General features: G+C 61.2%; 17 protein-coding genes. 8 read left to right on the forward strand and 9 right to left on the reverse strand.

Annotated features, from left to right (window positions below; all coding sequences use genetic code 11):
* Nucleotides 1–83 precede the first annotated feature (83 nt).
* The 4 genes from V7714_RS03665 (at nt 84) to V7714_RS03680 (ending at nt 3,245) form a co-directional block, all read left to right on the forward strand.
* Nucleotides 84–404, forward strand: a complete 321-nt coding sequence (locus V7714_RS03665) for a c-type cytochrome (RefSeq protein ID WP_284194786.1) — start codon at nt 84–86, stop codon at nt 402–404.
* A gap of 10 nt (nt 405–414) precedes the next feature.
* Nucleotides 415–738, forward strand: a complete 324-nt coding sequence (locus V7714_RS03670; protein ID WP_335388237.1) for a c-type cytochrome — start codon at nt 415–417, stop codon at nt 736–738.
* Between the two features lie 100 nt (nt 739–838).
* On the forward strand, nt 839–1,453 hold the full coding sequence (locus tag V7714_RS03675) for a GNAT family N-acetyltransferase (protein WP_335388239.1): 615 nt from the start codon (nt 839–841) through the stop codon (nt 1,451–1,453).
* 157 nt (nt 1,454–1,610) lie between these two features.
* Nucleotides 1,611–3,245, forward strand: coding sequence for a diguanylate cyclase (locus V7714_RS03680; RefSeq protein WP_335388241.1), 1,635 nt, complete (start codon nt 1,611–1,613; stop codon nt 3,243–3,245).
* Between the two features lie 14 nt (nt 3,246–3,259).
* Here V7714_RS03680 and V7714_RS03685 read toward each other — a convergent pair whose 3' ends face one another.
* Nucleotides 3,260–3,799, reverse strand: a complete 540-nt coding sequence (locus V7714_RS03685) for a GNAT family N-acetyltransferase (protein ID WP_335388243.1) — start codon at nt 3,797–3,799, stop codon at nt 3,260–3,262.
* A 1-nt stretch (nt 3,800) separates the two neighbouring features.
* Nucleotides 3,801–4,871: a ribosome small subunit-dependent GTPase A gene (gene rsgA, locus V7714_RS03690; protein WP_335388245.1), complete on the reverse strand. Its 1,071-nt coding sequence runs from the start codon at nt 4,869–4,871 to the stop codon at nt 3,801–3,803.
* A gap of 577 nt (nt 4,872–5,448) precedes the next feature.
* On the opposite strand from rsgA, the gene V7714_RS03695 reads away from it, so the two are divergent.
* Nucleotides 5,449–5,784 (forward strand): DnaJ family domain-containing protein, encoded by a 336-nt coding sequence (locus V7714_RS03695; RefSeq protein WP_335388247.1) that lies wholly within the window; start codon nt 5,449–5,451, stop codon nt 5,782–5,784.
* Between the two features lie 142 nt (nt 5,785–5,926).
* Here the strand turns inward: V7714_RS03695 and V7714_RS03700 are convergent, their stop codons facing one another.
* Nucleotides 5,927–9,289: a 7TM diverse intracellular signaling domain-containing protein gene (locus V7714_RS03700; RefSeq protein WP_335388249.1), complete on the reverse strand. Its 3,363-nt coding sequence runs from the start codon at nt 9,287–9,289 to the stop codon at nt 5,927–5,929.
* Nucleotides 9,290–9,562: 273 nt separating this feature from the next.
* On the opposite strand from V7714_RS03700, the gene V7714_RS03705 reads away from it, so the two are divergent.
* The 3 genes from V7714_RS03705 to V7714_RS03715 all read left to right on the forward strand — a co-directional run bounded on the left by V7714_RS03705 (nt 9,563) and on the right by V7714_RS03715 (nt 14,304).
* Complete coding sequence (locus V7714_RS03705) at nt 9,563–11,332, forward strand: GMC family oxidoreductase N-terminal domain-containing protein (RefSeq protein WP_335388251.1); 1,770 nt, start codon at nt 9,563–9,565, stop codon at nt 11,330–11,332.
* Between the two features lie 94 nt (nt 11,333–11,426).
* Nucleotides 11,427–13,172, forward strand: a complete 1,746-nt coding sequence (locus V7714_RS03710) for an alpha/beta fold hydrolase (protein ID WP_335388253.1) — start codon at nt 11,427–11,429, stop codon at nt 13,170–13,172.
* A 151-nt stretch (nt 13,173–13,323) separates the two neighbouring features.
* The gene (locus V7714_RS03715; RefSeq protein WP_335388255.1) at nt 13,324–14,304 is read left to right on the forward strand and encodes a Gfo/Idh/MocA family protein; all 981 of its coding nucleotides are present in this window, start codon (nt 13,324–13,326) and stop codon (nt 14,302–14,304) included.
* A gap of 448 nt (nt 14,305–14,752) precedes the next feature.
* On the opposite strand, the gene V7714_RS03720 is transcribed toward V7714_RS03715, so the two are convergent.
* From V7714_RS03720 to V7714_RS03745, 6 genes are all read right to left on the reverse strand, one after another.
* Nucleotides 14,753–15,613: a peptidylprolyl isomerase gene (locus V7714_RS03720; RefSeq protein ID WP_335388258.1), complete on the reverse strand. Its 861-nt coding sequence runs from the start codon at nt 15,611–15,613 to the stop codon at nt 14,753–14,755.
* A 188-nt stretch (nt 15,614–15,801) separates the two neighbouring features.
* A complete protein-coding gene (gene dxs / locus V7714_RS03725) occupies nt 15,802–17,649 on the reverse strand; it encodes a 1-deoxy-D-xylulose-5-phosphate synthase (RefSeq protein WP_335388261.1) in 1,848 nt (615 codons plus the stop codon).
* A 64-nt stretch (nt 17,650–17,713) separates the two neighbouring features.
* Nucleotides 17,714–18,613: a polyprenyl synthetase family protein gene (locus tag V7714_RS03730; RefSeq protein ID WP_335388264.1), complete on the reverse strand. Its 900-nt coding sequence runs from the start codon at nt 18,611–18,613 to the stop codon at nt 17,714–17,716.
* The gene (locus V7714_RS03735; protein ID WP_290333178.1) at nt 18,610–18,840 is read right to left on the reverse strand and encodes an exodeoxyribonuclease VII small subunit; all 231 of its coding nucleotides are present in this window, start codon (nt 18,838–18,840) and stop codon (nt 18,610–18,612) included. The genes V7714_RS03730 and V7714_RS03735 overlap by 4 nt, the downstream gene beginning before the upstream one ends.
* A 335-nt stretch (nt 18,841–19,175) precedes the next feature.
* Complete coding sequence (locus V7714_RS03740) at nt 19,176–20,906, reverse strand: S8 family peptidase (RefSeq protein WP_335388267.1); 1,731 nt, start codon at nt 20,904–20,906, stop codon at nt 19,176–19,178.
* A gap of 284 nt (nt 20,907–21,190) precedes the next feature.
* Nucleotides 21,191–22,045 (reverse strand): AraC family transcriptional regulator, encoded by an 855-nt coding sequence (locus V7714_RS03745; protein WP_335388269.1) that lies wholly within the window; start codon nt 22,043–22,045, stop codon nt 21,191–21,193.
* Between the last annotated feature and the right edge of the window lie 89 nt (nt 22,046–22,134).

Consider the following 22,134-nt stretch of genomic DNA (forward strand, 5'->3'; position numbering starts at 1 on the left):
GGCAGGGTAGCCGCCCCGTCGTTACAATGCTGCGGATTTCGACGACTCCCCCGTCGAAGCAAGATACCAATATGGGAGGTGACATGAAGTACAACGCAACCTGGCTGCTACTGGGCCTGCTGGCCTTGCCGCTGGCCTCGCATGCCGCCGGCAATGCGGCCAACGGCGCCAAAAAGAACTCGATGTGCATAGGCTGCCACGGCATTCCTGGCTACAAGACCGCCTTCCCGGATGTCTATCATGTGCCCAAGATAGGTGGCCAGCATGCCGAATACCTCGCGGCGGCACTGCAAGGCTACAAGACGGGTGCCCGCAAGCATCCCACCATGAATGGCATTGCCGTGCAGTTGTCCGAACAGGATATTGCCGACCTCGCCGCCTACTATGCTGCGCAGAAGAAATAAGGGGAGCCCGATGAACGCACTACGCTATACCGTGGCCGCCCTGGCGGGCCTGGCACTGTCTGCACACGCCGCCGACCTGGCCGCAGGCCGTACCAAGTCCGAGCAGCTCTGCGCTGCCTGCCACAATGTGGATGGCAAGAGCACCAATCCGCAGTACCCGGTACTGGCCGGCCAGCATGCCGACTACCTGAAGCATTCGCTCAAGCAATATCAGAGCGGCGTGCGCAACAACGCCATCATGGCCGGCATGGTCAAGACCTTGACCAAGGCCGATATCGACAATCTGTCGGCCTGGTTTGCCAGCCAGGACAGCAGCCTGAACATGAAGCGGTAATCGCTTCGCGGTTTCCCTGCTGTCGCGACGCCCGGCCCTGCCGGGCGTTGTCTTTTGCACTATCGTCAACCTATACCCAGCCGTACTGGTCCGCCCCATCATGCACAGACCCAGCCCCGACTTACGCGATGGCACCCTGGTAGTCCGCCAGGGCCAGGCCAGCGACGCCCCCGCCATACTGGCGTTCTTCCAGGCAAACCGTACGGCCTTTGGCCCGGTTGAGCCACGCCGGCCTGACAACTTCTATACCCTGGAGTCTTGTCATATGCGATTGGCCATGCACCGCAATCAGCTTGAAGAAGGGCGTAGTGCCTGCCTGTTTGTGTTTGATGCCGACAACCGCACTGTCATCGGCACCGTCAATTTCACCAATATCTCGGGCTACCCGCATTACGGCGCCACGCTCGGCTACTCGCTGGCGCAATCGGAATGGGGTAAGGGCCGCATGGTGCAGGCACTCAGGCTAGCGCTGGACTGGCTGTTCGAGGCCTTCAACCTGCACCGTGTTGCCGCCAACCATCTGCCCGACAACGAACGCAGTGCACGGGTACTGGCCAAGCTGGGATTCAAGCAGGAAGGCTACGCGCCCGACTACCTCCTGATAGACGGTATCTGGCGTGATCATGTGCTGACGGCGCTCACCCACACCGATTGGCAGGCCCGAGACCTGCATGCCCCTTTGATAGTCGACGGCACAGGCGCACCTCAGAAATAAGGGCTGGCCTCACAGGCATAGGCCAGCTAGGCTCATTCTGTACGTCATTCACCATCACAATGTTGGAACTCCACGTTAGTTAAAAAATCATAGAATACTAATAATAGCCATTCCACCGCTCGCACCAGCGAAACTATCCGGGATGGCGGAGGTGCCTATGCTGGACAATCTGACCCAACTGCTCATAGGCCAGGGTTTCATCCCCCATGGCTACTGCTTTGCCTGGTCGCCCGGCTTGCTGTGGACCATGGTGCTCTCCGATGCAGCCATTGGCATCGCCTACTTCAGCATACCGCTGGCGCTGATCACCATTGCCCGCAAGCGCGCCGACCTGCACTTCAATCAAGTCATGCTGCTGTTTGCCGCCTTCATCCTGGCTTGCGGCACTACCCACTTCCTTGATCTCATCAGCATCTGGTACCCCATCTACTGGATAGATGCCTGGGCCAGGGTATTTACCGCCATCATCTCGCTGTTTACCGCCTACGCCCTGTGGCGCATGATCCCCCGGGTACTCGCCCTGCCCAGCCCCAGGCAGTTGACCGAAGCCAATCTCAAGCTATCGGAAGAGATTGCAGCCCGCAGGGACAAAGAGCTGGAGCTCAAGACCAGCGAAGAACGTCTGCGGCAGTTGTCGGACAATCTGGAAGCCATGGTGGCGGAGCGTACGGCCCAACTGGCCGAGACCAATACCCGGCTGCAAGGCGAGGTGGCTGATCGCCAGCGCATGCAGACCGAGCTGCAGGTAGTCAATCGCAAGCTGGAGGAATCCTTGCGGCAGCAAGCCGCCCGCTCCACCGAGATAGAGCAGCTGAACAAGATGGGCGATCTGATGCAAAGCTGTGTCTCGGTGAACGAGCTGGCGCTGGTACTCAGCAACTTCTCGGCCGGCTATCTGGAAGCCGCCACCGGCGCCATCTACCTGATGGATGAGGAGGCCGGGCTGGTCACCGAGGAAAGCAGCTGGGGCAATATGCCTGAGGTAGAGAAATCCTTCCCACCCGGCAGTTGCTGGGCACTGCGGCGCGGCCAGATCCATCCTGCCGACCCCTTGCAGCAGAATCTGCACTGCCAGCACGTCAGCGACCACAGCGACCATGTGTGCGTGCCCCTGATAGGCAATGGCGAGACCTTGGGCCTACTGCACCTGCGCCACCCACGTGGCCTGCATGATCCGGCATTTCTGGATGGGGTGGCCAAGCGCGCGGCCCTGGCCCTGGTGAGCCTGAAGACCCGCGAAGCACTATTCAACGAAGCCACCCACGATCCCCTGACCGGCCTGTATAACCGCCGCTACCTGGATGGTGCGCTAGAAGAATCCGAGCGCCGCTCACGCCGCAACAATCGCACGGTCGGCTTGATGATGCTGGACCTGGATCATTTCAAGATGATCAACGACACCTATGGCCACGAAGTGGGCGACGAGGTATTACGCGCCTTTGCCAGCCTGCTGAAGGGCAGCTTGCGGGCCGGTGACATTGCCTGCCGCTACGGCGGCGAGGAGTTCACCATTCTGCTGTCCGGTGCCACCCTGAACGCCACCCGCCAGCGTGCCGAACAACTGCGCCAGCAGGTTGAGCAACTGCGGGTACCCTACCGTGACAAACAACTGGCGCTGACCGTCTCCATCGGCATAGCCGTGTTCCCCGAACATGGCCACCACCTCGACGATGTGCTGCACGCCGCCGACGCCGCGCTCTACGATGCCAAACATGCAGGTCGCAACCGGGTGGCCACGGCCAATCAAGCAACGGAGGACGGCGCCGGCAGCCATGCACAGACCGCAGACTGAGCGACGTCTGGCAGTCAGTCCAAAGCCAGCGGGTAACTGGCGCGGCCACGGTTATCAAAGCACTGCATCGGCCCTTCCCAAGGGCCATCCTGCCACCGTGCCACTTCAAAGTCATTGCCCGTATAGCCGGCAATGACTTTGGGCCAAAAGGCCTGCGCCGGCAGATTGCGCGGCACCTGCGCCACCTCCCACCGCCCTGGCAAGGTATCAAAAATCTGCAGTGCCGCACGCTGCGCCACACCCCTGCCGCGATAGCGGCGCAGCACAAAGTACTGCGCCATCCAGTAGTGGCTATCCGGCCGGCAGACCATGTCGTTCACCAGGGCAAAGCCGGCATAGCGCCCACCCACCCTGAACACAAAGGGGTGATAATTGGCGTTCAACCAATAGGCATCCAGCCTGTAGCCATACAGGCCATGCTCGTCCAGCTCCATGTCCCAGTAGTCGGACAGATCGTGCTGGTACAGCTCCAGCATGTGCTGGAGCGGCAGTCGATCAGATGGCGTGGCGCGCATCACCCGTAAATCCAGCGCCGTATTCTGCTGGTCTGCCATCTCAAAACCTCCGCTTCTCATTGGAGCGCGCCTTGCCTGCCTTGCCTATCACCTTCCACTTGGCCTGCAGGGCCTTGCGCTCCAATGGCGTCTGCTGGCTGCGGCGCACCTCGCGCAATAGCTTGTGGTAATTCAGCAGCCGGTCATCGGGCACCACCCCACGCACCGCACACCCAGGCTCATCCTCGTGCTGGCAATCACGGAAATAGCAATGCCCCGCCAGCGCCTCGATATCTTCGAAGGTTGCCGCCAGGCTCTCCTCATCGGCATCAGGCCGCCAGGTGCGCAAACCGGGGGTATCGATTATGCAGACACCCGATGGGCATAGATGCAGCGAGCGTGCCGTGGTGGTATGGCGGCCTCGGCCATCCCCCCGCCGCACATCACCCGTCATCTGGCTTGCGCTGCCGCTCAGGGTATTGGTCAAGGTGGACTTGCCCGCACCCGAGGAACCCAGCAGCACCAGCGTCTGCCCCGGCGCCAGCCACGGTGCCAGCTCATCCAGCGTCTCGGGTGCAAGGGCATTGACGGCATAGGCCGGGATACTACGTGGTAGCCGCTGGTGCACCTCGGCCATGCGTGCCTCTACGGCATCGCCGATATCCGCCTTGGTCAGCACCACCACACCCATCACGCCACTGGCCTGCACCAGCGCCAGATAGCGCTCCATGCGCCGCAGGTTGTAGTCGTGATCCAGGCCCATGACCAACAGGGCAGTATCGATATTGCTGGCCAACGGTTGCCGCCTGCCATCGTTGGCACGTCGGGCCAGGTGGGTAAAGGGCGGCAACTGCTGGGCTATCCACCACTCGCCGTGAGCATGCGGCGCCACCACCACCCAATCACCCACTGCCAGGCCCGTGCCCTGCTCCTGCAGCAGATTGACCAGGGCGGGCAAGGCACGGGCCGTGTGCTCTGCCACACCGTCATGCACCTGCAGCAGGTCGCGTTGTACTTCGGTAATGCGCATCAAACAACTACCCGGCGCGGCCGGGGGCAGGAATGCCAGCTGGCTGGCGAGTTGCGGGGTAAGGCCGATCTGACGCAGGGTTTCGAAATCGAATTCGATCATGATGTCGTTGTATTCCAGGTCTTGTTGCGCGCAGCCGCGCGCGACGCTGCCGGCCTATAGACCAGCAGCACAAAGAAGAGCGGAAGTCGGCCACGCAACACGCGGGCGCCAACGCACCTGGCTTACAAACGATTTGGAACGCAGACCAACCGGCGATTCAGTACATGCCGGCAGGCAGGCAAAACAGGGGTGAGGCTAGGCTCAGGCAGTGGCCGACAGGAGGGCAAGGTCAAATGTCTTCATGGCGCTGTGCTCCTGTGGTGAATGAAAGGTGCGTACAGTGTGATACCCAGAGACGGCGCAGGTCAACTATTTCAAGGTGGCGTAGCGCTTGTAGTGTCAGCAAAGCACTTCGACTCAACATCCTGCCCCCCTACCACCAGCAGTGGCCTGGTCTCGCCAGTACGCAGCCAGCCTAGTCATCGATACAATCGGGGTAAAACAAGCAACACGACATCAGGCACTGCGCCGCCTGATGCACGCCACACCAAGCGCCCGGCGCTAGAGTATTTACCCACGCTCTGGCCTGCAACCCACACAGTGGCAACAATAGGATCAATCATGGAGGAGCAATACAGTGAGTAAGAAACTCAAGACGTTCGATGATGAAATTGCCGCCTATATACGTTCAAACGAGCAGAACGGCGAGCTGCGCCAGGCGCCGAGCTGGGGTAAGCCCCTAGCCAACGACGATGGCTTTGACGCCACGCCGGAGGATCTCCGTATGGGTTACAAGATGCTGAAAAGCGCCGGCTATGTCCCGCCAGAAGTCGAGATGATGAACAGGCTCAGTGCCATGCGGGTACAGCTCAGCATCCTCAACCCCTGCTGCAGCGAAGCCGAGGAACTCCGTCAGGAGATTCGTGATCTGCAACTGAAGGTGACCCTGCAACTGGAGTCGCTGCGCGCCTGATACAACCGATCTATGCGGCCGGCAGCCTGCTCAGGCAGACCGGCTGCAAGGCATGAGGGCTTGGTGATTCTGGCCGGGCGCGGCAGTCATAGCAGGGGGCAGCAAGCGTGTAAACTGCGCCCCCAGTGTGTTGTCAGCGCCGTTAGGCCGCCGGAAAATGCTGCTCCACCTGCGCCAAAGCGCTATCAATGGCGGCTTCAAACGCCAGCAGCAAGGTAGGCGTCTCGGCGCCCTTGCGCAATGCCGATTCCATCTGGGCTGCCAACTCGGCCAGCTCCACCGCGCCGATATTGCCGGCCACGCCCAGCGTGGTATGTGCCAGGCGCTCTGCCGTCGCCCGGTCACCGGCCCGCAAGGCGGCTTCCAGGTCGGCCACCGTATGCTTCAGGGCAGAGGGTAGCTTGGCCAGCATGCGGTGATAGAACTCCACCCTGCCTCCCATGCGCGCCAATGCGCTGGCGGTGTCAAAGCCCATCAGCTGCACCACTTCCTCCCCCTCGGGCGCTGCGGTATCGGCTGCAGCTGCGTTGCTGGCCAGGCTCTGTGCAGGCACTGCAACGCCTGGGGTCAGCCACTGGGCGATGGTACGGAACATCATGTCCGGGTCGACCGGCTTGGTGATGCAGTCCTGCATGCCCTCCCGCAAGCAGCGCTCCCGCTCCTCCACCAGGGCATGGGCCGTCATCGCCAATACAGGCAGGCGATTGAAGCGGGCGTCCTGGCGTATCTTGATGGTGGCCTCATGGCCATCCATCTCCGGCATCTGCACGTCCATCAAGACCAGGCTGTAGTAGTCGGCCGGGTGCGCATGCAATAGCGTCAGCGCCTCGCGGCCAGTGCCGGCGATATCCACCACAAAGCCTTCGGTCTGCAGCAACTCCACTGCAATCTGCTGGTTGATCTCGTTATCTTCAGCCAGCAACACCTTGAAGCCGGGCCAGCGTGGCAGGCCGTCGGCCGCTGCCGGCTTGAAATTACGCTGATCCGCCGAATCAAACAACGGCATCAGGGTGTCCACCAGGCTGGATAGATTGATGGGTTTGAGCAGGAAGCCATCCACCGCTGCGGCCTCGGCGTGCTGGCGAACTTCCTCGCGGCCGAACGCCGTCACCAAGACAAACTTCGGCGGATGGCGTAGCTGGGCCCGGTTCAAGGCCTCCGCCACCTCTATCCCGTCCAGCCTCGGCATCTTCCAGTCGCAGAACACCACGTCATAGGGTTCATCCGCATCGGCATCATGGATGGCCAGCAAGGCTTCCGCACCGTCACGGGCCGTATCGGCACCTATCGAGAGATTGAGCAAGGCATCGGCCAGTATCTCGCATGCCACCGGATTGTCGTCTGCCACCAGCGCGCGCAAGCCTTGCAGCGCCACAGGCCGGACGGACGGCGCCGGCCTGGTGTCGCGGGCGATGCCGAAGTTGGCGGTAAAACGGAAGGTGGAGCCTATGCCCACCTCACTCTCCAAGCGTATCTCGCCCCCCATCATGTTCACCAACCGCTTGCAGATGGTCAGCCCCAGGCCCGTGCCGCCATATTTGCGGGTGGTCGAGCCATCGGCCTGGGTAAAGGGCTGAAACAGCTGGGCTGCCTGCTGTGGCGTCATGCCTATACCCGAATCGCGCACGGCAAATTCCAGCGTCACGCCGCCCGCATGGTGAGAGATCAGCCGGCAGCTCAGGTGTATTTCGCCCCGCTCGGTAAACTTGATGGCATTGTTGGCCAGGTTGATCAGTACCTGTCCCAGCCGCAGCGGGTCGCCCATCAGGTGGCGCGGAATATTGGGCGGTACCTGGAACAGGTACTCCAGCGATTTATCCTGCGCCTTCTGGCCGGTAACGGTGGCGACATTGGACAGCACTTCGTCCAGTGAGAATTCCACGTTCTCCATCTCCAGCTTGCCGGCCTCGATCTTGGTGAAATCCAGCACGTCGTTCAGCACCGTCAGCAGCGACACGCCCGCCTTGTGTATCTTGCTCACATAGTCATGCTGCTTGGCCGTCAGCTCAGTCTTGAGCGCCAGATAGGCCATGCCGATGACGGCATTCATCGGCGTACGTATCTCGTGGCTCATATTGGCCAGGAACTCGCTCTTGAGCTTGGACGCATTCTCTGCCACCAGCATGGCACGGCGCAGTGCGCCTTCCTGTTCCAGCAGGCGGTCATTGGCTTCCATCAGTTCGTGCGTGCGCTGCTCCACCCGCTCTTCCAACACCCGCTCAGAGGATTGCAGCGTCTCTACCAGCTCCTGGTTGACCGCCAGCGCTTCGGCCTGCGCCTTCTCCTTTTCCAGCCGGATGGAGTTGAAGCGGTCTGCCAGGGCAAAGGCCAGCAGCAGCATCTCCAAGGCAGAGCCAAACTGCATGCCGTTGACGGTGATGAAATTGGTGGGCAGCAGGCCAAAGCTGCGCAGGCCCGTCATGGTGGCCGCCAGCAGCAGCACGCTGAAGGCCACTACAAAATAAGCCGCACTGCGTTGCCGCCGGATCAGACACACGATGCCCACCGCCAGCACCAGCAACATGGTCGCCGAATCCAGGGCAATGGCGGGCATGATGGTAGTGCGGAAGGAATACAGAAAACCGATGATCTGCAACAGATGCAGGCCCACCACGCCCAGCAGCACCTTATCGAGTACAGGCACGTTCCTGGCGGTTTCCAGCAGGCGCCGCATGAACAGGAGCAACATGATGCAGGTGGTGGCGAACCCTATCATGGTCGATACCTTGGACCAGGCGGGGGAATCGGGCCACAGGAACTCGTAGGCCACGCCGTTGTAGCAGGCCAGCGACATCGCCGCGCTGGTGATAAAGCAGACGTACAGCAGATAGGACTGGTCACGCAATGCCACGAACAGCAGCAGGTTGAACAGCCCCATGGCCATCACCATGCCAAAATACCAGGCCTGCCCCATGTAATCGCGGCGCTCATGCTCGGCAAAGGCAGCGCTACGCCATAGCCGGACCGGGATATCCATGGAGCTTTCCGACTCCAGCTTCAGATAGTAAGTCTGCTCCGCACCTGCCGGCACCGTCAGTGGCAACACATAGAACCGGTTGGCATAGGGCCTGTCCGCAAAGCGCAGCCCGCTGCCGCTCAACAGCATGCTGTACCCCTGCCCTGGCAGCGGCTGGAAGAACTCGATCTTCTCGTGATGGGCGTAGGCTATCTCCAGCAGGCGCGCATCCGGCAGCTTGCCTGTATTGCGCAGCTTCAACCGCAACCACCAGGCGGAATCCGACAGCCCGAAGTTGAGCGCATCGCCCTTGGTCGGTCGCGTCTCGAAACGCGAAGCGTATTCCGGCCGCTGCACATCCATCAGCGACAGGCTGCGCGAGGGATCTTCCAGCACCTCGATATAGCTGGTCAGCAGCACCGCATCGGGATTGTCCTGGCTCAGGACCAACGTCGGCGATTCGGCCGCCATGGCTGCTGCCATGCAAAGGCACAGCACCAGCAGGCAATGCAGAACGCGGTAGAAGGGACGGTGGTATCTGGATTGCACGGACATATTCTTTGGTGGTGCCAGGCCGTCGGGCTAGGGGTAATCCCCCGGCGGTATGGCGCAAACAGTGCCTGCGCATTCACCGCCACACGGCCGGGGGGCGACATAGGCCCTGCGCATCGCCGCAGTGGGAGACCGAGGCCGAGGTAGGCGCCCTGCCAAGCAAGGGAAACACTGCATCCTAGCAGATCAGGCACCCTTTTCTAATGCTGGCTTGTTGACCAGGCTCAACTAAACTCCAGCACAGTTTGTTACCCAGTGAGAGCCCGCAACATGTCCTTTGCTCCAGAATATGAAGCCATCATCATCGGCAGTGGATTCGGCGGCGCGGTGATGTGCGCCCGACTGAGCAAGCGCTGGCCCGGCCAGGTCTTGCTGTTGGAGCGCGGCAAGGCTTATCCACAAGGCAGTTTCCCGCGCAGCCCGGCGGATCTGGCGAATAATTTCTGGTGTCCTGATGATGCCGCCGGCAATCGCCCCCACCATGTACGCAAGCAGAAGGTGGCCAAGGGCAAGCTGCTAGGCATGTTCGATGTGCGCAGCTTCGCGCATATGGACACCGTTACCTGCGCCGGCCTGGGCGGCGGTTCGCTGATCTACGCCAATGTGTTCCTGCGCCCGCCCGAGCACACCTTCAACCAGCACTGGCCCAGCCAGCTCAAGCTCGCCACCCTGGCCCCCTATTACGATGTGGCCCAGTCCGTCCTGGGCGCCCGTACCATCCCTCCCCATCAGGATGAGTCCGACCGCCGCTTTATCCTGCGCACCCACCAGTTTCAGCGCTTTGCCGCCGAGCAGAAGCTCAGCAGCAAGCTGGCCGATATTGCCGTGTATTTCGGCAATGGCTACAGCTATGGCAAGCAAGCCCAGCCCACCCAGATCGGCCTGCAGGAGCCCAACCGTTACGGCGCCGTACAGACCTCCTGCACCTACTGCGGCGAGTGCGATATAGGCTGCAATGTGCATGCCAAGAACACCACCGACCTCAATTACCTGCACGTGGCGCGTACCGTACATGGCGCCAGGGTACAGACCCAGGCCCAGGCCCAGCGCATCGTGCCGCTCAATGCCCAGGGCGAGGACGATGCCAACGCCAGGGGCGAGCATGGCTACCGTGTGTATTTCGACGACTTCGAGCACGATACCGTGACCGCCGTGACCAGTCGGCGGGTCGTCGTCTCGGCGGGCACCTTGGGCAGCAACGAACTGCTGCTGCGCTGCCGCGACATCCATCGCAGCCTGCCCGCCATCAGCCAGCGGCTGGGCTACCGTTTTTCCGGCAACGGTGATTTCCTCTCCTTCGCCCTCGACAGCAAAGTACCGGTGAACTCCACCTACGGCCCGGTCATCACCCAGTACACAGACCACCATCTGTTCGAGCAATACGACCCGCAGCGCGCCTTTCTGCTGGAAGACGCCAGCGTCCCCACCCATGCTGCCTGGGCCATGGCAGCCCTGCAGCCGGTACTGCACCCCTGGGACAAGTTCAAGGCCTTGCTGCAGGTAGCATGGTCAGCCATCAGCTCGTTCTACCCGGGCCGCAAGAACCAGCAGGTCGGCTTTCTGCTCAATCGCCTGCTACAGCACGATATCACCCAGTACAGCGCCGTGTTGCTGTGCATGGGGCAGGATCAGGCCGACGGCCGTTTCTCGCTGAACCCGGCAGGCTACCTGGACCTGGACTGGCCGCAAAAGACCAGCCAGCCGCTATACGACGCCATCCTGGCCTTGGGGGCGCGCTTCAATCGCTTTATCGGCGGAGAGGTGTTCCTGCCCCTGCCCACCTGGCTGCGCCCCATGCGCAACAATGTTACCGTCCACCCGCTGGGGGGCTGTACCCTGGCCGATAGCCCCGAGGCAGGCGTGGTCAGCGCTGCCGAGGCCGATCGGGGCCAGGTGTTCGGCTACCAGGGACTGTATGTTGCCGATGGCGCCATCATGCCTACCGCACTGGGTGCCAACCCTGCCGCCACCATTGCCGCGCTGTCAGAATGGATAGCCCATGGCATTACCGGCCAAGCGCCGACAGACAGCCTGTTGTAGCGATGCATGCAGCGCAGGCGCTGCCACCCTGGCCGGCACCCGTTTCGCTGGGCTTTGTTAGCGGCCCCAAGCATAAGAACAGAAGGAGAGAGGCATGAACGAACATCTCAGCGGCATACGCATACATTTTGCCGAGACCATGAGCGGCTACGCCAGCCTGGGCGGCAGCAGCTTCAGCGATGGCTTCGAGGAAGGACGCGCTGCCGGCTTGCCGCTGTCCCTGCATGTCAACGTCGATGTCGATGACCTGAAAACCTTTCTCGATACGGCCGAGCACGCAGCGCAATTGACCGGCTATGTCGAAGGCCCGCTGGTGGGTGGCAGGGCCGAGGTGGAGTCTGGCCGCTTCATGCTGATGCCCAACACGGCAGACCGTGACCGCAAGGTGATGAACTACCGGGTCTATTGCCGCAACGAAGATGGCGAACGCTTTACCCTGGCAGGTGAGAAGGAAGTGCAGCACCACTTCGGCTTTGACCTGTGGCACGACACCACCACGCTCTATACCAACCTGTTTGTCGGCCATGTCACGCCCGAGCAGGCGCCGCAGAGCGATCTGCTGGCCACCGGCATACTGAGCCTGGGCGTGGTGGACTTTGCCAAGGTGCTACGCACCGTGCGGGCGACCGATGCAGCAGGCAACAACAGCCTGGCCGGGCTGGCTGCCTTTGGCGAATTCTTCGCCGGTTCGCTCTGGCAAATCTACGGCCCCTCGTTGCCCCCCAGGCCTTATGAAGCACCCCGGCTCTACCCGCGCTACACCACGGAGGGAGTACAAGGCGCCAGCATCAGCGAACATGCCTTCACCACCGGCGACGGCCTTGGGCTATCGCTGACCCGTTTCCAGCGCGCCAGTTGTGATGATGTGGTCCTGATCATCCACGGCCTGACCACCTCGTCCGATATGTTCATCATGCCCGAGCACGAGAACCTGGTGCAGCACCTGCTGGATCAGGGCTATGGGGATGTCTTCACACTCGATCATCGGGGCAGCAACCGCTTTCCCTACAACCTGGTCCGGGGTAGCGCCAACCTGGACGATTTGGCGCTGTACGACCACCCCGCAGCCATCGCCACCCTGCGCCAGCTGGTCGGCCCACATAAGCGCATCCATGTGATCGCGCACTGCGTCGGCGCCCTCACCTTCGGCATGAGCCTGTTCGCCGGCCAGGTGGGCGGCGTCAGCAGCGTGATCCTCAACAGCATCGCCCTGACCGCCCGCGTGCCTGCCTTTTCCAAGCTGAAACTGGGCTTGGGGCCATTTGCCTGTGATTGGCTGCTGGGGGTGGAATATGTCAATCCGCGCTGGCGGCACCAGCCGGCTTGGTCGGCCGGCAAACTGCTGGCCATGGGCGTGGACTGGTTCCACCATGAATGCGATTCGTCCGAATGCCATATGCTGAGCTTTATGTGGGGCGCCGGCAAACCCGCCCTGTTCATGCACGAGAACATGGCCAAAGAGACCCACGACAGGCTGGGCGATCTGTTTGGCGGCATCAGCGTCAACTACTACCGCCATGTGCTCAAGATGGTGAACGCCAACCACGACGCAGTGAAGTTCGAGCCCGGCAATCCACGCTATGCAGCCCTGCCCGATAATTACTTCTCACAGGCCAGCAAGGTCACTACGCCCATGCTGTTGGTACAGGGGCAGGAGAACCGGGTGTTCGCCGATTCCAACATCCTTTGCCATCAGCGGCTGGAACAAATCGTCCCCGGCCGCCACCAACTGCATGTCTTCCCCGGCTATGGCCACCAGGACATCTTCATGGGCAAGAATGTAGCCACCGACATCTTCCCCCGGCTGCTGGCCTTCCTGCGTACCCATAGCCATGCATAGCGCCGGTTATGAACTCAGATCATGGATGGTGGGAGAGGCCTGCGCAGGCGCTGTTGATACCCTGTGCTAGGCCACAACACAGCCTGAACGGCAGAATGGCGTACCCCACCGATATGACGAACACTTTCATCAGACAGGCCACCCACCCATCATGACCATCCTGCAATGGGGCATACTCGGCACCGGCGGCATTGCAAGCCAGTTGGCCAGGGCGATGGCCGAACTGGATGACGCCAGGCTATACGCGGTCGCTTCACGCGAGGCGGCCAAGGCCGCCAGCTTTGCCCAGACCTTTGGCGCGGCACGGCACTATGGCAGCTATGCCGAGCTGGTCGCCGACCCAGCGGTGGACGCTGTCTACATCGCCACCCCGCACGCCCAGCATTTTGATGCCCTGCAGCTTTGCCTCACCGCAGGCAAGCCCGTGCTGTGCGAGAAGCCGTTCACCCTCAATGCCCAGCAGGCGGCACAGGCCATCGCACTGGCCGGCGAACAGCAGGTCTTCATGATGGAAGCAATGTGGATGCGTTTCATCCCTGCCATCATCGAAGCCCAGTCGCTGGTGGCAAGGGGCGCCATAGGCGAGCTGCAAGGGGTGCAGGCGGACTTTGGTTTCCGGCAACCGTTTGATGCCGCCCACCGGGTATTCAATCCGGCATTGGGCGGCGGCGCCTTGCTGGACATCGGCATCTATCCCTTGTCGCTGGCCTGCCTGTTCCTGGGCCAGATAGCCCGTATACAGAGCATGGCCGAACTGGGCATGACCGGCGTTGACGAACAGACCGCCTTCACCCTGCAGCATGCCGGCGGCGGACTCTCCTCCGGCTGGTGCAGCCTACGCGCCCCCTCGCCTACCGAAGCCATCCTGCTGGGCTCGCAGGGCACGCTACGCCTGCACGCACCGTTCTATTTCCCGTCGCAACTGACCCTGCAGCAGCAAGGGCAAGCTCCGCGCCTTATCAATGTGCCCATCAGTGGCAATGGCTATCGCTACGAGCTGGAAGAAGTCCACCGCTGCCTACGCCTGGGCCTGCTGGAAAGCCCACACATGCCCCTGGCGGACACCCTGGCCACCCTGCAGGCCCTGGACACCATCCGCGCGCAGATTGGCGTGCGCTACCCCGGTGAGTGAGCGCCTGCTATGGACGCCAGACATAGCCGGTTGATGACAGACCAAGCAGGCACCGGGGCAACCCTCGCTCTGGCGGTCAGCGCCACCTGATTGCATCCCCACCCTCCGCCCCTGCTTTGTCATGGGCAAAAAAAGAGGCCCCACAAGTGGGGCCTTCAGTCCGTACTGGGTGGTGACAAACGTTGCAGCAACCTACTGTGAGGCAGCAGGATGTCGCCTCGCACTTCTCAATCAGCATGGCCATTCGCTTCCCGATCGCAACCGCCGGGCTAACTGAGCAAGTTGAAATTATGATAATGATAACCATTTCTATTTGCAAGCTGTTTTACAGCCCGCAGCGCATGGCCTGTCATCCTTGCTAGTGTCCCCACATACTTGCCACGCAGCATGAAAAAAAAAGCCTGCATCAAGCAGGCTTTTCTCGATTACGCAGCTAGAACGGTTGGTATCAGTAACCGGCGGCGGCAACCGCCTTGATCCAGTCTGCCATCGAGCCCAAAGACTCTACATTGGGGCTGATGCTGGGCACCAGGTAATACAGCGTGCCATTGGCTGTACCAATATAGGCTTCCTTGCCAGGGTAGTAACGCAGGTAGTAGCCGGCAGCCGAAGCCGAGGTCGATTTAACCGTGCCAAGATACTGTGGGTAAGTCGCTTCCAGGTAATCGAACACCCGGTCTGCATCGTAGTTGGCATCGTAGACAGCTGCCCGGTTCACCATCACCAGGTTGCTGCGGCCCAGATAGCCACTAGGCATACTGGTAATGGGCAGCTCATTGAAAGGGCTGCCTGCGTTGACACGCTGCAGTTTAGCCATGGCATCAATCACCGCCATGCTGGTGTCTTTCACCTTGCCGAACACGGTGAAGCCACCATTCTGGCTATCCAGGCTAGGATTGTCAGCCAAGTTGACGAACCATTGTGAAGTGGCGCTATTGGGTTGACCATCCAGCTTGGCCATCGCCACAGTGCCCCGTTTGTTCAAGCGGGCAGTGCTGAACTCATTGACCACGGCAGGCTGGGTAGGAATGGCATCCACGGCGTTGGTGCTGTTACGCCAGGCAAAGCCACCACCCTGCACGACAAAACCCGGAACGCTGCGATGCATGAAGCTGCTGTTGTAATCGCCCCGCTTCACATAGCCCAGGAAGTTTTCCACCGTCTTGGGCGCCTCGGTGTCATACAACTCGATATCCACCGGGCCCAGCGAGGTTTCCAGGCGAACAGTCGTCGCCTGGCTGGCCAGCGGGGTTGCCAGCAGCAGCGCCAACGTCAAGGCATAAAGGGATTGGAAGCGGGATAGAAACACATGCACCTCGTGAAATAAAACCCGACGGCCTTCGGGCGAGGTGACGATTCTAGCGCTGAATCCCGCGCCATCGTCACAGCTCGCATACCCCCGGCTATCTGTCAGAAAAAAAGTGGGGTAAAAAAGACAGCCCCATCGCCTCGTCCACCGCAATGGGACAACAAGGGCGATGGCACCAGGCAGCGGGTTTAAATCGCCCACCGCTGGCGGATGCTGGCGGTGATTCCCGCTGCATCCAGGCCACATTCGGCCAGCAGCAAGGCCGGGTCGCCATGGTCTACATAACGGTCTGGCAGGCCCAGTTGCAGCACGGGTTTAAGCAGACCTTGTGCCGCCATGGCCTCGATCACCGCCGAACCGGCACCGCCCATGATGGCGTTCTCTTCCACCGTCACCAGCAGATCATGGGTTTCTGCCAGCTGCTTGACCAGTTCCACATCCAGCGGCTTGACCCAGCGCATATTGGCCACGGTAGCGTCCAGCGCCTCGGCTGCCTGCAAGGCAGGGGTGAGCATGGAGCCAAATGCCAGGATGGCAATACGCTTGCCCTGCCTGCGCACCACACCCTTGCCCACGGGCAGTGCCGTGAAGGCCTGGTTCACCGCCACGCCCGGCCCGGTACCACGCGGGTACCGCACAGCGCTGGGCTGATCAAGCTGGAAGGCCGTGTACAGCATCTGGCGGCACTCATCCTCATCGGCCGGGCACAGCACGGCCATATTGGGTATGCAACGCAGATAGGTGATATCAAAACTACCGGCGTGGGTGGGACCGTCTGCCCCCACCAGGCCGGCGCGGTCTATGGCGAACACCACGGGCAGGTTCTGCAGCGCGACATCATGTATCAGCTGATCGTAGGCGCGTTGCAGGAAGGTGGAATAGATGGCCACCACCGGCTTTAGCCCTTCGCAGGCGAGGCCAGCGGCAAACGTCACCGCATGCTGCTCGGCGATGCCCACATCGTAATAGCGCGTGGGGAACAACTGCTCGAAGCGCACCATGCCCGAACCCTCGCGCATGGCCGGGGTGATCCCCACCAGGCGCGCATCTTGGGCCGCCATATCGCACAGCCAGTCGCCAAATATCTGGGTATAGGAAGGCTTGCTGGCCGCCTTGGCTGCCATGCCGTCGGCTGGCGTAAAGGGGGTCACGGCATGGTATTTCACCGGATCGCCCTCGGCCAGCTTGTAGCCCTGCCCCTTCTTGGTAACGATATGCAGGAACTGCGGCCCAGACAGGCTCTTGAGATTCTGCAAGGTCGGTATCAGTGCATCCAGATCGTGGCCGTCTATCGGGCCCACATAATGGAAGCCAAATTCCTCAAACAGCGTAGAGGGCGAGAACAGGCCTTTGACATGCTCCTCGCCACGGCGCACCAGCTCGTGCAAAGGTGGCACGTTCTCCAGCACCTTGCTGCCGGTGGAGCGAAAGCCCTGGTAGAAGCGACCAGACAGCAGCTTGGCCAGATAGGCATTGAACGCGCCCACATTGGGCGAGATCGACATTTCGTTGTCGTTCAGCACCACCAGCAGGTCGGTATCCTTGTCGCCGGCGTTGAACAGCGCCTCGAATGCCTGCCCCGCCGTCATGGCGCCATCGCCTATTACCGCCACGACCTTGCGGCGCTGGCCTTGTATCTTGCTGGCCTCGGCCATGCCATGCGCCGCGCCTATGCTGGTAGAGCTATGGCCCACGCCAAAGGTGTCGTATTCACTTTCCTCACGCTTGGGAAAGCCCGCCAGGCCGTGGTACTTGCGCATGGTATCCATACGCGACTTGCGGCCGGTCAGCACCTTGTGCGGATAGGTCTGATGGCCCACATCCCACACCAGCCTGTCGTGCGGTGTCTCAAACACATGGTGCAGGGCAATGGTCAGCTCTATGGTGCCCAGATTGGAAGCAAAGTGACCACCGGTCTTGCTGATGGAATCCAGCAGGAACTCCCGCAGCTCGCCGGCCAACTGCTTGAGCTGGTCCTGGTCGAAGCCGCGCAGATCGGCAGGCAGATTGACATTGTCGAGAAGCGGATAAGCCATGACGTTCAACTAGGTAAGGCGGCGGGCACCGGGGTACACATGGGCCGCCTGTAGTGATTCGAAATCAAAAAGCCCGGTGCACGATAAAGTGCGCCAGTTCGCGCAGCCTGGCTGCGCGCGTGCCAAATTCATCGAGGCAGGCCAAGGCCTCGGTCTCCAGCTCGGCTGCACGCAGCTTGGCTTCCTTCAGCCCCAGCAGCGAGACATAGGTGGGCTTGTCATGCGCCGCATCCTTGCCCGCCGTCTTGCCCAGGGTCGCCGTATCGGCCTCTACATCCAGGATGTCATCCACCACCTGAAAGGCCAGGCCCATCAGCTTGGCGAAGCGATCAAGCTTGTCGCGCTGGGCCGGCGCCAGCGGCTCGCCACAATAGCTGCCCAGCAATACCGATGCCCGTATCAAGGCGCCGGTCTTGAGTATGTGCATATGCTCCAGCTCGGGCAGGCTCAAGGGTTGCCCCACCGAAGCCAAGTCTATGGCCTGGCCGCCAGCCATGCCCGCAGCACCCGATGCATTGGCCAGCAGCTTGACCATGCGCAACTGATCGGCCGGCTCATCCGCCAAGGCCTGCATGGTCAAGGCCTCAAACGCCGCCGTCTGCAGGGCATCGCCGGCCAGCAAGGCCGTGGCCTCGTCAAACTCCACATGCACGGTGGGCTTGCCACGGCGCAGGACGTCATCATCCATGCAGGGCATATCGTCATGCACCAGCGAATAGGCGTGGATCATCTCCACCGCGCTGCCGGCATGCTGCAAGCGCTCGACCGGTGCGTTGACCAGTTCGCCAGCCGCAAACACCAGTAGCGGCCGGACCCGCTTGCCGCCACCCAGCACGGCATAGCGCATGGCCTCGTGCAGCCGCTGCGGCAGTTGGCTGGCAGGTGGCAGCAAACCACCGAGCGCCAGTTCCATCTGTTGCTGTATGGCAAACGACCATGTCTGGAAATCGTGCTGCGCGCTCATTCTGCCTCCTCCAGGTCCAAAGGCTTGAGGCTATCGCCATCCAGTACCTTGATCTGCTGCTCGGCAGCAGCCAGTTGTTCCTGGCAATAACGTATCAGCTCACCGCCGCGCTTGTACGACAGCAAGGCTGTCTCCAGCGGGGCGTCGCCACGCTCCATCTCGGCTATCAGGGTTTCCAGTTCGGACATGGCCGCCTCGAAACTGGCGGGCTTGGTGGGTTTGGCCATTACCTATACGCGCTTATGGATGAGTAAACCGCGAGATTTTACCTTGTATGCGCCCAGGCAGCGCACAAAGAAAAAAAGCACGCCGGTGATGACCGACGTGCCCTAAGTACCCAAGCGTAGGCAAACCGGCCGGGCTAGCCCGGCGGCCTCGCAGGGCAACTCGTAGCGAGCTGCACTGCGACTACAGGACGCAATGTAGCACAGCCGTTCGGATTTCAAACAATCGTTTGATAGGCTGTTGCGTTGCCGCAAATGGATGTCGCATCCATGTCGCGCCCGCCCATGGCGGCACTGTCATATCCTAACGGGGTCGCCACTCATGGCCGGCCAATGGCTCAAGGCACGGGGCAGTTCAACTCGCTGCTACTGTAGGTACGGCTACCGCCGTCATCGGTCTGCACCTGCACGGTGAACTGCTGCCCCCAGGGTTGGGCACTACGGTTGAATGCCCAGAGCGCGGCACCGTTGTTGTTGGTGCGGCCGATATAGGTATTGAGCAGCTTGCCCGTCGGGTCATAGGCCTTGTAGGTGATCCCCATATAGCGCAGCACCGTGCGGCGGCTGTCGTCGGTATAGGCGTTCACCAGGAACCAGAAGCCGGTCTTGCTGGCATTCAGGCCGCAACGGGCCACATAGCTGGTGGTCACGGTATTCCACTGCCAGCCAGAGACATCAAGCCGGCGGGCGCCATCCACCTTGCCCTGCAGGGTGCTCTCTACCGCAGCCGTGCCAAACAGTGCATTGCGGGTCTCCACCACGCCTGCCTGCGGGTGCAGCACCCGGTACAAGCCTATGGCGCCAGCCACATGGGGTGCCGCCATGGAGGTACCCGATTTCCAGTTGTAGGCACTATCCGAGGCATGCACGGTGGAATAGATGCTCGAACCGGGCGCCGCAATATCCACCGAGCTGGCACCATAGTTGGAAGAGGTCGACAGCAGGCCATCCGCCTTCAGATTGGCCACCGAGATGATGTTGTCCACCGGCAGGCTGGCCGGCCACATAAAGCGGTCGTCGGTATTGACACCATTGTTGCCGGCAGCCGCCGCCACCATGATGCCGGCCTCCTGCGCCGCCTGGAAATACTCTATGCCGGCGAGGTTGGGCGTGCTGGTGAGCCCGCCCAGCGAAAGATTGACCGCCACCACATTGATGCCACGATTCTTTTTCAAATCAACCACGTAGTTCATAGCCGCCAGCACGGCACTGGTGGGGCAACTGCCACCGCTGCTGCACACCTTGACCGGGATGATTTTCACCCCACCGTCGCCGCACATGCCAACCGAACCCAAGGCATTGTTGCGCCTTGCCGCAATGGTGCCCGCCACATGGGTGCCGTGGCTGTGGTCGTCTTCGACATTGCTATTGTTGGCGTAGAAATTCCAGCCCTTCACATCATCCACCAGACCGTTGCCGTCGTCGTCACGCTGGTCCACCACGGCATCGTTCGGATTGAGAAACACTTGGTCACGTAAGTCCTGATGGGTGGTCCGTACACCGGTATCCAGCACGGCCACATAGGCTGGCGCGGCCGACTTGCACACATAGCCCTTGGCCCACATCTCGGCCGCGCCCGTACCAAAGGGGCTGGCTGGTGACGTATTGCGCCCCTGTACCCCCCATACCTTGGCAAAGTCCGGGTCATTGGCAGGCTCTGCCTGCAGCTTCAGTATCCAGTCCGGCACGATATAGTCGACGGCGCTGTCATCCTCTGCGATACGCGACATCACCGATGCCACCGACCAGCGGCGCCCAAGCTTGACCACGTAGAACTCACCCGCAGCCATCACCTGCTTGCCCTGACCACCCAGGCGCCGGGCACCGTTACCAAATGAGCGGATCACCCGTTCCCGCTCCGCCGCACTGGCGCCGGGGCGGAACTTGACCAGCACCTGAGTCTCATCAAACCGGCCAGCTCCCTCCAGTGCCTGTACCTCACTGATGGCCATCTGGCGGGCCAGCGCCTTGTTCTCCGGCACCGTATCGGCCGCTAGCGCGCCGGTTTGGGTGGCAGCCAGCAGGCCGGCCACACAGGCATGTATTAAAGATTTCTTGAAAAGCATCATGACGAATTCCTTGTTGTGCCGGCCAGCGGCACCCGGTTGAAGAGATAACGCGCCCAATCTGCCCTTCGTCCCGGCGAATCCGGAACGCACGATGGCATCGGCAAGCCCGTGGCACGAGCAATGACGAAGGCATAATCTAGAATCCGGAAAGGTACTCGTCTACTCGCATTCGCCAGAGCGAAAAACAAGACATAAAACTATTTAATATCAATTAGATACATGAAAATACGGATTACCTGAACCCGCTAACGACGTGGCTTGCTCAGGTTTGTCGCCGCATTGCGCTACGGAACTGCCGGAGGAGAGGACTGCTTCGGATTCCGCTGGCCCAGCCACAGCCTGGGCGACAGACCGGTTTGCGCCTTGAAGGCGCGCGACAGGGCCGCCTCGCTGCCATAGCCGGTATCGCCCGCTATTAGTTTGAGCGGGCTCCCCTGCAGCAGCAGTTTCTGGGCTAGCGCCATGCGCCAGCGCTGCAGGTAAATGCCCGGTGTGCAGCCCACCACCTCGCGGAAAGTATGGGCAAACACACTGCGCGACATACCCGCCTGTACCGCCAACGCCTCCAGCGACCAATCGCCAGCCGCCTGTTCGTGCATGGCCACCAAGGCGTGCCGCAGGCGTGGATGCGCCATGCCCGCCAGCATGCCCGCTTGCGTCTGCCCGTGCTCCATCAGATGCCTGAGCACCTGGATCAACAGCACTTCAAACAATCTGTCCAGCACCGTCTGCCGGCCACAGTGTTGCCTGGCGGCTTCGTTGAACAACAGATCCAGTATGCCTTCAGCCCCCTCAAGCTCGGCCAGCGGCAGGCAGGAAAACGCCGGCAGCGCGGCCACGATGGGATTGGCCGCACCACCATCAAAGTGCAGCCGGGCGCAGGCCGTGTCTATGCCTTGATCGCCATCGCTGATGAAACGGTGCGCCATAGGGAGCGGGTAAAACAGCAAGCTGGGTTCGCTTACCTGCACGGTAGCCCCCTGGGCGTGGCTGACCACCAGGCGTCCGCGCCGGATCAGGTGCAGATAGCCAACGGCCTGCTCATCTGCAAGATCGTGGATACCGCACAGCACCCCGGTATGAAATACCTTGGCCGTCACCGCAAAGTGGGTCAGCAAGGCGGCGAGTCTATCTGCCACAGCAATACTCCTGATCAAATTACTGATACTTTGCGTGATCATTCATATTGTCGCAAGCAGTACAGTTCCTCCTGCCAACAGGCAATGCC

This window comes from Chitinimonas sp. JJ19, assembly GCF_036961565.1.
Taxonomy (GTDB): domain Bacteria; phylum Pseudomonadota; class Gammaproteobacteria; order Burkholderiales; family Chitinimonadaceae; genus Chitinimonas.